The 12182-nt window shown below is 70.1% G+C and carries 10 protein-coding genes and 1 pseudogene; 6 read left to right on the forward strand and 5 right to left on the reverse strand.

What is annotated here, in order from left to right:
* Positions 1 to 79: 79 nt before the first annotated feature.
* Together F1C12_RS22630 and F1C12_RS02835 are read left to right on the forward strand one after the other, a co-directional pair.
* Positions 80 to 1126, forward strand: a pseudogene (locus tag F1C12_RS22630) (acyltransferase family protein); the annotation flags it as partial.
* A gap of 539 nt (positions 1127 to 1665) precedes the next feature.
* A complete protein-coding gene (locus tag F1C12_RS02835; protein ID WP_258046087.1) occupies positions 1666 to 2337 on the forward strand; it encodes an SGNH hydrolase domain-containing protein in 672 nt (223 codons plus the stop codon).
* Positions 2338 to 2350: 13 nt separating this feature from the next.
* On the opposite strand, the gene F1C12_RS02840 is transcribed toward F1C12_RS02835, so the two are convergent.
* Positions 2351 to 3148, reverse strand: a complete 798-nt coding sequence (locus F1C12_RS02840; protein WP_185277342.1) for an SGNH/GDSL hydrolase family protein — start codon at positions 3146 to 3148, stop codon at positions 2351 to 2353.
* Between the two features lie 61 nt (positions 3149 to 3209).
* Here F1C12_RS02840 and F1C12_RS02845 point away from each other — a divergent pair, with 61 nt between their 5' ends.
* The gene (locus F1C12_RS02845) at positions 3210 to 5090 is read left to right on the forward strand and encodes a DEAD/DEAH box helicase (RefSeq protein ID WP_374939572.1); all 1881 of its coding nucleotides are present in this window, start codon (positions 3210 to 3212) and stop codon (positions 5088 to 5090) included.
* 3 nt (positions 5091 to 5093) lie between these two features.
* On the opposite strand, the gene gdhA is transcribed toward F1C12_RS02845, so the two are convergent.
* Positions 5094 to 6464: an NADP-specific glutamate dehydrogenase gene (gene gdhA / locus F1C12_RS02850; RefSeq protein ID WP_185277343.1), complete on the reverse strand. Its 1371-nt coding sequence runs from the start codon at positions 6462 to 6464 to the stop codon at positions 5094 to 5096.
* 77 nt (positions 6465 to 6541) lie between these two features.
* Here gdhA and F1C12_RS02855 point away from each other — a divergent pair, with 77 nt between their 5' ends.
* Genes F1C12_RS02855 through F1C12_RS02865 form a run of 3 tightly spaced genes read left to right on the forward strand, consistent with a single transcriptional unit; the run spans position 6542 to position 8673 of the window.
* Positions 6542 to 7096 (forward strand): DUF2127 domain-containing protein, encoded by a 555-nt coding sequence (locus F1C12_RS02855; RefSeq protein ID WP_185277344.1) that lies wholly within the window; start codon positions 6542 to 6544, stop codon positions 7094 to 7096.
* 51 nt (positions 7097 to 7147) lie between these two features.
* A complete protein-coding gene (locus F1C12_RS02860) occupies positions 7148 to 7870 on the forward strand; it encodes a VIT1/CCC1 transporter family protein (RefSeq protein WP_185277345.1) in 723 nt (240 codons plus the stop codon).
* Positions 7871 to 7896: 26 nt separating this feature from the next.
* Positions 7897 to 8673, forward strand: coding sequence for an AMP nucleosidase (locus F1C12_RS02865; protein WP_185277346.1), 777 nt, complete (start codon positions 7897 to 7899; stop codon positions 8671 to 8673).
* Positions 8674 to 8742: 69 nt separating this feature from the next.
* On the opposite strand, the gene F1C12_RS02870 is transcribed toward F1C12_RS02865, so the two are convergent.
* The 3 genes from F1C12_RS02870 to F1C12_RS02880 form a co-directional block, all read right to left on the reverse strand.
* Positions 8743 to 10131: an NAD(P)/FAD-dependent oxidoreductase gene (locus tag F1C12_RS02870; protein ID WP_185277347.1), complete on the reverse strand. Its 1389-nt coding sequence runs from the start codon at positions 10129 to 10131 to the stop codon at positions 8743 to 8745.
* 91 nt (positions 10132 to 10222) lie between these two features.
* On the reverse strand, positions 10223 to 11638 hold the full coding sequence (locus F1C12_RS02875; RefSeq protein WP_185277348.1) for an aspartate aminotransferase family protein: 1416 nt from the start codon (positions 11636 to 11638) through the stop codon (positions 10223 to 10225).
* Between the two features lie 2 nt (positions 11639 to 11640).
* On the reverse strand, positions 11641 to 12123 hold the full coding sequence (locus tag F1C12_RS02880) for an Lrp/AsnC family transcriptional regulator (protein ID WP_185277349.1): 483 nt from the start codon (positions 12121 to 12123) through the stop codon (positions 11641 to 11643).
* Between the last annotated feature and the right edge of the window lie 59 nt (positions 12124 to 12182).

Genomic DNA, 12182 nt, shown 5'->3' on the forward strand with positions numbered 1-12182 from the left:
GTTCGCGGCGGCGGGGCGGGGCCAGACGTCCGCTTAGCGTGTTGTGGTTCACCCACATCCCGCTGAGGCCCCACATCACATGACGTCTGACACCCAGCCCCTCACGCGCGCCGAAGCCCGTGGCCGTCGCTCCGCTTCGACCGCTTCCTCGGCGTCCTCCTCGAAGCCCCGCTCCGCGGCCCTGCCGACGGCGAAGCGCCTCGATCTGCAGGGGCTGCGTGCGCTGGCGGTCGGGCTGGTGGTGCTGAACCACGCGTTCGAGTGGCCGGCCGGTGGTTTCGTCGGGGTGGACATCTTCTTCGTGATCTCGGGGTTCCTGATGACCTCGTTGCTCTACCGGGAGTACGAGCGCGCGGGCACGATCCGGTTCCTGGCGTTCTACCGGCGGCGCATCCGCCGGCTGATCCCGGCGTCTGCGACGGTGATCTTCGTGACGCTCGCGGGCGGGTTCGCGCTGTTCGGGTCGGGGCGGTTCCTGTCGACGGTGTGGGACGGCCTCGCGGCGTTGTTCTTCGTGTCGAACTGGCGCTTCGCCGCGGTGTCGACGGACTACTTCGCGCAGGGGGCGCAGACGTCGCCGCTGCAGCACTACTGGTCGCTGAGCCTGGAGGAGCAGTACTACCTGGTGTGGCCGGTCGCGGTCCTGGTGCTGGGGCTGCTGGTGGCCGGCCTCCGGGGTCCGCGTGTCACCGCGGCACTCCTGTCGCTGGTGATCACCGTCGGCCTGTTCTTCGTCTCGCTGCAGCTCACCATCGCGGACAGCGGCACCGCGTACTTCATCACTCCGGCCCGGTTGTGGGAGCTCGCGGTCGGCTCCACGATCGCGTTCTGCATGCCGTTGTTCGGCCGGCTCCCGGCGGTGTGGCGGCCTGCGATCATGCTGGCCTCGCTGGCGGGCATGATCACGGCGGCCGTGATCACCCCGCCGGGCGAGGGCTTCCCGGCGCCGTGGGCGCTGGTCGCGGTCCTCAGCACCGCGATGTTCATCGCGTTCCCGTGGCAGCCCGCACGCGGGTGGCTGAATCCGCTCGCCAACCCGGTGCTCTCGCACGTCGGCGACATCTCGTACTCGCTGTACCTGTGGCACTTCCCGGCGCTGATCCTCATCACGGAGGCGTTCCGCGGGCTGCCGGGGGACAAGACGCCGATCCCGGCCGTCGTGTCGATCGCGGTCGCGATCCTCCTGTCCGAGCTGTCGTACCGGTATGTCGAGGAGGCGGTGCGGAAGTCGAGGTGGCTGGAGCCGAAGAAGAAGCGACGCAGGGCTCAGGGCTCGAGGGTGAAGGCCGTTGCCCTCGGAGCGGTGGCGACCGTCACCGCCGCGATCCTGGTGCTCGCGTTCACGGTCGATCAGCGGGGCAAGAATCCCGAGGTCGCGGCGGAGAAGACGGCGCCTCCCGCCGCGGGGAACGTGCTCGAGGGGGCGATGGATCGCTCCGCCCTCGACTCGCTCTCTGCCGATATCAAGACAGCGCTCGGCGAGAAGAGCTGGCCGGAACTCGATCCGAGCATGGACAGCATCATCGCCGAGTACAAAGGCGATCCGACGACCAGCGCCTGCGCCGGTTCGAAATACCCGGGCATGGACACGTGCACCTGGGGCGAGCCGGGCGCGCCGATCTCGATGGCGATCGTGGGGGTTCCACCTCGGTCGCCTACGTGGAGATGTTCCGGGCCCTGGTCGACTCGTCGGGCGGTCAGCTCAGGTTCACCGCCCTGGGAATGTACAGCTGCCCCTTCGTCGACATCCGGACCAGCAGTGCGGATCCAGGACTCCAGAATGCGTGTCCCGATCGCAAGCAGCTCGAGATCGCCAACATCAACGAACTGAAGCCCGACCTGCTCTTCGTCACGAATGCCCCCAATGACTACAAGAACGTCGACACAGGCAAAGTGATCACCGCGTCGGAGTATCAGGCCGGCCTCACCCGGACACTGGAGCAGGTCGCTCCCGCGGTGGGAAAGATCCTGACCCTCGCGGCGCCCCCGGCGGACAAGGACGTGCGGGAGTGCTATTCACCACGAACATCTCCGGCCGACTGCGTCTCGACCGTCCCGGCGCGCTGGAAGGCGTTCGGCTCGGCCGATGCGAAGGTGGTCGCTTCCTTGGATGGTGTTCACATCGACAGCCGGCCGCTCTTCTGCGTCTCGGATCGATGCCCGGCATTCGTCGCGAGCATCCCCGTGAAGGTGGACACCACCCACATCACCCGCGAATACGGCCGTCACATCTATCCGGCCCTGGTCGCGCTCCTGGCCGAGAACGGCGTCAGCCTCACGCCCCAGGCAGAGGCGGACTCCCCTCAGTCTGAGGCGGTCGACTCCGGCGGCTCGTGATCGCCGGACGACGTCACTCCTCCCCATCCACCTCGATCAAGAACGGCCCCGCCTGCGGCCGCTTCGGCAGCACATGGTCCCCCGACGACTGGTGGCGGATCCGGCGCAGCACCCACGGCACCAGGTACTCCCGCGCCCAGGAGAGGTCCTCCGCGCGGGCCTGGCGCCAGGTGCGCACCGGCAGGGGCTCGGGCGAGAGCGGCTGGAGGTCGTTGTCGACGTTGAGGGCCGACAGCACCATCCGGGCGACGGTGTGGTGACCGAGGGGCGCCAGGTGGAGGCGGTCCGGGGCCCACATCCGGACGTCCTGGATCTCGGTCAGCGACCACTGGTCGGCCACGATCGCGTCGTACTTGGCCGCGACCGCGCGGACGTTCTCGTTGTAGATCGCGACCTTGCCGCGGATGCCGCGGAAGACGGGGGAGAAGCCCACGTCCACGCCCGTGAAGACCACCACGGTGGCGCCGTCGGCGCTCAAGCGGCCGACGGCCTCGTCCAGCAGGGCGGCGATCAGGTCGGGGTCGGTGCCGGGGCGGATGACGTCGTTGCCGCCGGCGGAGATCGTGATGAGGTCGGGGCGGAGGGCGACAGCCGGCTCCACCTGCTCGTCCAGGATCTGCTTGATCAGCTTGCCGCGGACGGCCAGGTTCGCGTAGGCGAAGTCGTCCGTCTTGCTGCTCAGCACCTCCGCCACGCGGTCGGCCCAGCCGCGGTGGCCGCCCGGGCTGAGCGGCTCCGGGTCGCCGATGCCCTCGGTGAACGAGTCGCCGAGCGCGACGTAGCGGGACCACGGATGCTGAGCTTCGACCATCCCACCATTCTGCATCCCGCCGGGGCCCACCCACGATTGTCAGGCGGCTCCGGTAGATTCGATCCAAGTGGAGACGAACGCAGCAGCCTTGCCCGATGAGCCCGGGAGGGGCGCCGGCGTACCCGCGGACGTCGCAGAAGACGACACCGCGGACGAGCTCTCCGCAGGCTCCCGGGCGGGCAGTTTCGCCGCCGAGCACCTCTCGCCGTCGTTCCCCGAGCGGGCCGCCTGGGGCACCGCCGGCAAGCTCCGCGCCTGGCAGGCGGAGGCGCTCGACGCCTACTTCGTCAACGAACCGCGCGACTTCCTCGCGGCCGCGACGCCCGGCGCCGGCAAGACCACGTTCGCGCTGCGGCTCGCGACCGAGCTGCTGTCCCGGCGCGTGATCGAGCGCGTCACGGTCGTCGCGCCGACCGAGCACCTCAAGCGGCAATGGGCAGAGGCCGCGGCCAGGGTCGGCCTCCACCTCGACCCCGACTTCCGCAACGCGGACGGCCGGTACGCGCGGCACTACAAAGGCGCGGCGGTCACCTACGCGCAGGTGGCGATGCGGCCGAGCCTCCACAAGGACATCACCGAGTCGTACCGCACGCTCGTCATCCTGGACGAGGTGCACCACGGCGGCGACGCGCTCAGCTGGGGCGACGGCATCCGGGACGCGTTCGAGCGCGCCACCCGGCGGCTGTCGCTGACCGGGACGCCGTTCCGGTCGGACACCGCGCCGATCCCGTTCGTCTCCTACCTTCCCGACCGGCAGGGCATCCGCACGTCGGTCACCGACTACAACTACGGCTACGGCCGTGCCCTCAGCGACGGCGTCGTCCGCCCGGTGATCTTCATGGTCTACGCCGGGCACATGCGCTGGCGCACCAAGACCGGCGATGAGATGGAGGCCCGGCTCGGCGAGGGCAACACCAAGGACATCACGTCGCAGGCCTGGCGCACCGCCCTCGACCCGCGCGGCGAATGGATCCCGGCCGTGCTGAGCGCCGCCGACCGCCGGCTCACCGAAGTGCGCAACTCCATCCCGGACGCCGGCGGCCTCGTGATCGCGACCGACCACTACGCGGCGCGCGCCTACGCCGACCTGCTGCAGCAGATCAGCGGGGAGCCGGTCACCGTGGTGCTCTCGGACGAGAAGGAGGCCAGCGATCGGATCGCGGACTTCTCCGCGGGCGACTCGCGCTGGATGGTCGCCGTCCGGATGGTGTCGGAGGGCGTCGACGTGCCGCGGCTGGCGGTCGGCGTGTACGCGACCAGCGCCTCCACTCCGCTGTTCTTCGCGCAGGCGATCGGTCGCTTCGTGCGCGCGCGCCGCCGCGGCGAGACGGCGTCGGTGTTCCTGCCGAACGTGCCGACCCTGATGGCGCTCGCGAGCGCGCTGGAGCTGGAGCGCGACCACGCGCTCGACCGGCCGTCGGAGGAGGGCGGCGAGGGCGACCTCTGGAACCCGGAGGACGCCCTGGTCGCGGAGGCGAACAAAGAGGGCAGGGCGTCGGAGGCGCTGACCGAGCTGTTCGCGTTCGAGGCGCTCGGGTCGGAGGCCAACTTCGACCGCGTCGTCTACGACGGGCGCGAGTTCGGCGGCTTCGCGGTGCCGGGCACGGACGAGGAGCTCGACTTCATCGGCCTCCCGGGCATCCTGGAGCCCGAGCAGGTGCACGACCTCCTGATGCAGCGCCAGCAGCGCCAGGCGCGGCGGCACTCCGCCCGACCAGCCGCCGCCGACGGGCACCCGCCCGCGCCGCTGCACCGCACGCTCAAGGAGCAGCGGCAGCTCCTCAACAGCCTGGTGGGCCTCTACTCGAAGAACTCGGGGGAGCCGCACGGCCTCATCCACGCCGAGCTCCGCCGCGTGTGCGGAGGGCCCGCTGTGGCGCAGGCGAGCGTGTCGCAACTCCAAGCCCGCATCGAGTGGCTGCGGAAGCGGATCGGCCGGTAGCGGCTAGATCACCCCGAGCGCCAGCATCGCGTCCGCGACCCGCACGAAGCCCGCGACGTTCGCCCCGAGGACGTAGTCACCCGGAGCCCCGTACTGCTCGGCGGTCTCGGCGCAGCTGTCGTGGATGGAGGTCATGATGTCGTCCAGCCGCTGCTCCGCGTACTCGAACGTCCAGGCGTCCCGCGACGCGTTCTGCTGCATCTCCAGCGCCGAGGTGGCCACGCCGCCCGCGTTCGCCGCTTTGCCGGGGGCGAACAGGACGTCCGCGGCGCGCAGCACGTGGACCGCGTCCGGCGTGCACGGCATGTTCGCGCCCTCGACCACGGCGGCGACGCCGTTGCCCGCGAGGGTGCTGGCCGCGGTCGCGTCGAGCTCGTTCTGCGTGGCGCAGGGGATCGCCACGTCGATCGGCGTCTCCGCCGCGAGCGCCCAGATGTCGCCGTTCGCGCGGTACTCCGCGGACGGCCGGCGGGCGGCGTACTCGGTCAGGCGGGCGCGCTCCACCTCCTTGAGCCGGCGCAGCAGCTCGATGTCGACGCCGTCGCGGTCGTAGACGACACCGGAGGAGTCCGAGCACGCCACGACCGTGCCGCCGAGCTGGTGCACCTTCTGGATCGCGTAGAGCGCGACGTTGCCGGAGCCGGAGACGAGCACGCGCGCGCCGTCGAACGAGCGCCCGCGAGTGGCCAGCATCCGCTGCGTGAACACGACGGCGCCGTACCCGGTCGCCTCCGTGCGCACCAGCGAGCCGCCCCAGCCGACACCCTTGCCGGTCAGCACACCCGACTCGTAGCGGTTCGTGATGCGCTTGTACTGGCCGAACAGGTAGCCGATCTCTCGGCCGCCGACGCCGATGTCGCCCGCGGGGACGTCCGTGTACTCGCCGAGGTGCCGGTAGAGCTCGGTCATGAACGACTGGCAGAACCGCATCACCTCGGCGTCGGAGCGGCCCTTCGGGTCGAAGTCGCTGCCACCCTTGCCTCCGCCGATCGGGAGGCCGGTGAGCGCGTTCTTGAAGATCTGCTCGAAGCCGAGGAACTTCACGGTGCCGAGCGTGACGCTCGGGTGGAAGCGCAGGCCGCCCTTGTACGGGCCGAGCGCCGAGTTGAACTCCACCCGGAAGCCGCGGTTGACCCGGATGTTCCCCTCGTCGTCGGTCCACGGCACCCGGAAGATGAGCTGGCGCTCCGGCTCGGTCATCCGCTCCAGCACGGCCGCCTGCGCGTAGTGCGGGTTCGCCTCGATGACGGGGCCCAGCGAGCCGAGCACTTCGCGTGCCGCCTGATGGAATTCGGGCTCGCCGGCGTTGCGGCGGAGGACGTCGTCCAGGAGGGAGGAGAGCACGGGAGTCACGCGGTTGCCTTTCTCGAACATAAGATTTCTGAGTCTACTCTCATACAACTCGCTCGCTTCGCCACGGTGGCGATCCGGTGCGGTGGTTGCATGGGGTGATGAGCACGGAGCGGGACGCCGAACACGGCACCATCGACCGCCGGGAACGGTTCCTGGAGGTCCTCTTCCGCGTCACCCTGGTGCTGAAGGGCGCGGACGGGGTGCTCGAGCTGATCGGCGGCGTCCTGCTGCTCTTCCTGACGCCGCAGCGGATGAACGCAGTCGTGGTCTTCCTCACACAGCACGAGCTGGGCGAGGACCCGAACGACCCGGTCTCCAACTGGATCGTGCACTTCGGCCACACCCTCACGGGCTCGGCGACGCTGTTCGGCGCGGTCTACCTGCTGCTGCACGGCGTGGTGAAGGTCGTGCTGGTCTGGGCGGTGCTGAAGGAGCAGCTCTGGGCGTACCCGTGGATGATCGGCTTCCTCGCCGTCTTCATCGGCTGGCAGGGCTGGGAGCTGGCCAGGCACTTCTCCTGGGGGCTGCTGGCGCTGACCGCGTTCGACGTGCTGATCGTGGTGCTGACCGTGCACGAGTACCGGGTGCAGCGGCGGCTGCGGGAGGCCAGGCGAGCGGCGGCGGCCGAGGGAACCGCGCCCGCCACGGGTTAGGTTCGGCTGCGCTTGCTGGAAACCTGGCCGCCGCCTTCCTAGGCTGACGCTATGACCGCGGAGACCGTGAACGGACGACACCCCGACGAACCGCATCGCGAAGGCATCGCGCAGCGGCTGAACTGGCTGAGGGCCGGCGTGCTCGGCGCCAACGACGGCATCGTTTCGGTCGCGGCGGTCGTGGTCGGCGTCGCGGGGGCGACTCCCGCCGTCCCCGCCATCCTGACGGCCGGCCTCGCCGCGCTGGTCGGCGGCGCGATCTCGATGGCGCTCGGCGAGTACGTGTCGGTGAGTAGCCAGCGCGACAGCGAGCACGCGCTCATCGCGAAGGAGCGGCGCGAGCTGGCCGAGATGCCCGAGGAGGAGCTGGCCGAGCTGACCGGCCTCTACGAGGCGAAGGGGCTGAAGCCGGAGACCGCGCGGCAGGTGGCGATCGAGCTGACCGAGCACGACGCGTTGGCGGCGCACCTCTCCGCCGAGCTCGGCATCGACCAGGACGACGTCGTCAGCCCGTGGCACGCCGCGATCGCGTCGGCCATCTCGTTCACGATCGGCGGCATCCTGCCGCTGCTGACCATCCTGACGCCGCCGGGCATCCGCATCCCGCTGACCTTCGTGATCGTGCTGATCGCGCTGGCGGCCACCGGGTACGTCGCGGCGTGGATCGGCGGCGCCTCCCGAGGCAAGGCGATGCTGCGCGTGGTCATCGGCGGCGCGCTGGCGCTGGCGGCGACGTTCGCCATCGGCGCGCTGCTCGGAACGACGGTCGGCTGAGCCGCTGCGGCGGGAACGGGGGAGCGATGAAGGAGAAGCAGGAGATCGTTCGGGACTGGCTGCCCCGTTACACCGGGACGCCGCTGGAGGAGTTCGGGGAGCACATCCTGCTCACCAACTTCGGCGACTACGTCTACCGGTTCGCGGAGTGGTACGGCGGCGAGGTGCGCGGCACCGACCGCTCGATGCCGAACGCGACCGCCGACGGGATCACGATGATCAACTTCGGGATGGGCAGCCCGAACGCGGCGACGATCATGGACCTGCTGAGCGCGGTGAGCCCGAAGGCGGCGCTCTTCCTCGGCAAGTGCGGAGGGGTCAAGAAGAAGAACCAGCTCGGCGACCTGGTGCTGCCGATCGCGGCGATCCGCGGCGAGGGCACGTCGAACGACTACCTGCCGCCGGAGGTCCCTGCGCTGCCCGCGTTCCAGCTCCAGCGCGGTGTCTCCACGACCATCCGCGACTTCGGGCATGACTACTGGACCGGCACGGTCTACACGACGAACCGGCGGGTGTGGGAGCACGACGACACCTTCAAGACGTACCTGCGGCAGACCAGGTGCATGGCGGTGGACATGGAGACCGCGACGATCTTCGCGGCCGGGTTCGCCAACCACATTCCGGCCGGCGCGCTGCTGCTGGTGTCGGACCAGCCGATGATCCCGGAGGGCGTCAAGACCGCCGAGAGCGACCGCGGCGTGACTGCGCAGTTCGTGGAGCGGCACATCCGGATCGGCGTGGAGGCGCTCCGGCTGGTGCGCCGCAACGGCCGCAGCGTGCGGCACCTGCGTTTCGAGGACTGACGTTCCGCCGAGGGGCACGTAAACGCCCCTAAAACCGCGGTTTAGGGGCGTTTACGTGCCCTTCGGTGCTCAGTGGCCGGTGAGGGGAGCCATTGCGCGGGCGATGAGGGAGCGGCGGCCGGTGGCTCGCTCCTCCAGATCGGCGCCCTCCATCGCGACGAGGCCGGCGTTCGCGCCGAGGAAGCGCAGCGGCTCGGGCTCCCAGCGCGGAGAGCGGTGGCCGACCCAGGGGAGGGCGGTGAGCCCGGTGCGCCGGTCCGCGATCAGGTCGGCGAGCGTGCGGCCGGCGAGGTTCGTGGTGCTGAGCCCGTCGCCGACGTAGCCGCCGGCCCAGGCCTCCCTGGCGTCGCGGTCGATGCCGACGGCGGCGTGCCAGTCGCGCGGGACGCCCAGCGGGCCGCCCCAGTGGTGGGTGATGCGCACACCGGCGACGGCGGGGAACAGCTCGCCCAGCGTCCGGACGAGGTGGTCGCGCACGCGCGGCGAGCGATCGTAAGAGGTGTGGATGGCGCTCCCGAGGTGGTAGCGCGCTCCACGGCCGCCGAACGCGATCCGGTTGTCCGCGGTGCGCTGGCCGTAGACGATCAGGTGCCGGAAGTCGGCGAAGGTCTGGCCGTGCTCGATGCCGATCTCCTCCCACACGGCGTCGGACAGCGGCTCGGTCGCGATCATCAGCGAATACAGCGGGAGGATGCTCCGGCCGACCTGCGGCAGCTGCGACCCGTAGCCTTCGGTGGCGTTGACCACGGTCCCGGCCGTGACGGTGCGCTCGGCGCCGTCCACCCGCACCCGCACGACGCCGTCCGTCCAGCCGACGACCTCCGTGCCCTCCGCGATGGTCGCCCCGCGGCGCTCGACGGCTCGGGCCAGCCCGCGCACGAGCTTGGCGGGATGGACGCGCGCGCAGGCCGGGGTGACGGTCGCGGCGATGGCGTCCGGCACCCCGTAGCGTTCGCGCACGGTCTCGGTCCCGGCGAGGGAGACGCGGTCGACGCCGAACTCCTCCGACTCGGCGAACTCCGCGCGGGCGGCCTCCAGCTGCACCCGGTCGCGGGCGAACGTCACGGTCCCGCCGCGGACGTAGTCGCAGTCGATGTCCTCGACGGAGGCGACCCGCCCGACCTCGTCCACAGTGTCGACCATCGCCTGCCGCTGCGCGACGGCGGCGTCCCGGCCGTACCGGGCGGCGAGGGCCGAGGCCGACCACGGGAACAGCGCAGAGCACCAGCCGCCGTTGCGGCCGGACGCACCGAACCCGGCGACCTCCCGCTCCAGCAGCAGGATCCGCAGCCCGGGGTCGAGCTCCTGCAGGTAGTAGGCGGTCCAGAGCCCGGTCAGGCCGGCGCCGACGATCGCCACGTCCACGGTGGCGTCGTCGGCCAGCGCGGGGCGCGGGCGGAAGCCGTCCTCGGCCTCGGCGATCGAGTCGAACCAGAAGCCGACACTGCGGTAGTCCACGTCACTCCTTCGAAAGCACGCCGGATATGGAACGAGCCCGCGCCCCGCCTGTATGGTGCGGTGCGCGGACTCGTGCCGGCGGTGGTGCGGTTTACAGGTGGTTGCTCGCCTCGGTGAGCACCGACTCCAGGATCTGCCGGATCTCGACGAACTCGTCCGGGCCGATGGTGAGCGGCGGCGCGAGCTGGACGACGGGGTCGCCACGGTCGTCGGCGCGGCAGTACAGGCCGGCGTCGAACAGCGCCTTGGAGAGGAAGCCCCGCAGCAGGCGCTCCGACTCGTCGTCGTTGAAGGTCTCCTTGGTGGCCTTGTCCTTCACCAGCTCGATGCCGAAGAAGTAGCCGTCGCCGCGGACGTCGCCGACGATCGGGAGGTCGAGCAGCTTCTCCAGCTCGGCGCGGAACAGCGGCGAGTTCTCGCGGACCCGCTCGTTGAGGCGCTCCTCCTCGAAGATGTCCAGGTTCTCCAGCGCCACCGCGGAGGACACCGGGTGACCGCCGAAGGTGTAGCCGTGGTAGAACGACGTGTTGCCGTGCTTGAAGAGCTCGTAGATCCGGTCGCTGATGATCGTCGCGCCGATGGGGGAGTAGCCGGAGGTCATGCCCTTCGCGCAGGTGATCATGTCGGGCACGTAGCCGTACTGGTCGCAGGCGAACATGTGGCCGATGCGGCCGAAGGCGCAGATGACCTCGTCGCTGACCATCAGCACGTCGTACTTGTCGCAGATCTCGCGCACCCGCTGGAAGTAGCCGGGGGGCGGCGGGAAGCAGCCGCCGGAGTTCTGCACCGGCTCCAGGAAGATCGCGGCGACGGTCTCCGGACCCTCGAAGTTGATCATCTCCTCGATGCGGTTCGCGGCCCAGACACCGAAGTCCTCGATGTTGTCGGTCGGAGCGCCCATCTCGCCTGCGCGGTAGAAGTTGGTGTTCGGGACGCGGAACCCGCCGGGGGTCAGCGGCTCGAACATCTCCTTCATGGCCGGGATGCCGGTGATGGCCAGCGCGCCCTGCGGGGTGCCGTGGTAGGCGACCGCGCGGGAGAGCACCTTGTGCTTGGTCGGGCGGCCCTGCAGCTTCCAGTAGTACTTGGCCAGCTTGAAGGCGGTCTCGACGGCCTCGCCGCCGCCGGTGGAGAAGAACACCCGGTTGAGGTCGCCCGGCGCGTAGTGAGCGAGGCGGTCCGCGAGCTCGATCGCGTTCGGGTGGGCGTAGGACCAGATCGGGAAGAAGGCGAGCTGCTCGGCCTGCTTCGCGGCGACCTCGGCGAGGCGCTTGCGGCCGTGGCCCGCGTTCACGACGAACAGGCCGGAGAGGCCGTCGATGTAGCGCTTGCCGTGGTCGTCCCAGATGTGGTGCCCCTCGCCGCGTGTGATGATGGGGACGCCGTGGCCCTCCTCCATCACCGACTGGCGCGCGAAGTGCATCCAGAGGTGGTCGCGTGCCTTCGCCTGCAGGTCTGCCTCATCGGGTGTGATGGGCTCGCCGAACGTTTCAACGGTTGTCGTCATGGTTATCGCGTTCCCCAGTTGTAGAACTGTTTGTGGAGTTTGAGGTACACGAACGTCTCGGTGGAGAGGACTCCCTCGAGCGTCCGGATCTCGGAGTTGAGCATCGTGATGAGGTCGAGGTCGTTCTCGCACACGACCTCCGCGAGGATGTCGTACGTGCCCGCCGTGAGGACCACGTAGTCCACGGCCGGCATGGCGGCGAGCTTGTCCGCGATCACCAGCGTGTCGCCGGTGACGCGCACCCCGATCATGGCCTGGCGGTAGAAGCCCAGCTGCATGGGATCGGTCACGGCCACGATCTGCATCACGCCCGACTCGGTCAGCTTCTGCACGCGCTGGCGCACGGCCGCCTCGCTGAGACCGACGGCCTTGCCGATCTCCGCATAGGACTTGCGGCCGTCCACCTGCAACTGCTCGATGATCGCCTTGGAGACGTCGTCGATGATCGCAGCCTTCGTGCCGTTCGTTGCCCGAGGGGTACTCATGGAGCGATTCTGTCAGTGGCGAGGCGGTCTAGCAAGCGAATCCGCACATTCCTGCCCGA

The sequence above is a fragment of the Leifsonia shinshuensis genome, from assembly GCF_014217625.1.
Lineage (GTDB): Bacteria > Actinomycetota > Actinomycetes > Actinomycetales > Microbacteriaceae > Leifsonia > Leifsonia shinshuensis_A.

Coding starts and splice junctions, on each gene's coding strand:
- F1C12_RS02835 (WP_258046087.1), top strand. CDS start 1,666: ATGTTCCGGGCCCTGGTCGACTCGTCGGGCGGTCAGCTCAGGTTCACC.
- F1C12_RS02840 (WP_185277342.1), bottom strand. CDS start 3,148: ATGGTCGAAGCTCAGCATCCGTGGTCCCGCTACGTCGCGCTCGGCGAC.
- gdhA (WP_185277343.1), bottom strand. CDS start 6,464: ATGTTCGAGAAAGGCAACCGCGTGACTCCCGTGCTCTCCTCCCTCCTG.
- F1C12_RS02855 (WP_185277344.1), top strand. CDS start 6,542: ATGAGCACGGAGCGGGACGCCGAACACGGCACCATCGACCGCCGGGAA.
- F1C12_RS02860 (WP_185277345.1), top strand. CDS start 7,148: ATGACCGCGGAGACCGTGAACGGACGACACCCCGACGAACCGCATCGC.
- F1C12_RS02865 (WP_185277346.1), top strand. CDS start 7,897: ATGAAGGAGAAGCAGGAGATCGTTCGGGACTGGCTGCCCCGTTACACC.
- F1C12_RS02875 (WP_185277348.1), bottom strand. CDS start 11,638: ATGACGACAACCGTTGAAACGTTCGGCGAGCCCATCACACCCGATGAG.
- F1C12_RS02880 (WP_185277349.1), bottom strand. CDS start 12,123: ATGAGTACCCCTCGGGCAACGAACGGCACGAAGGCTGCGATCATCGAC.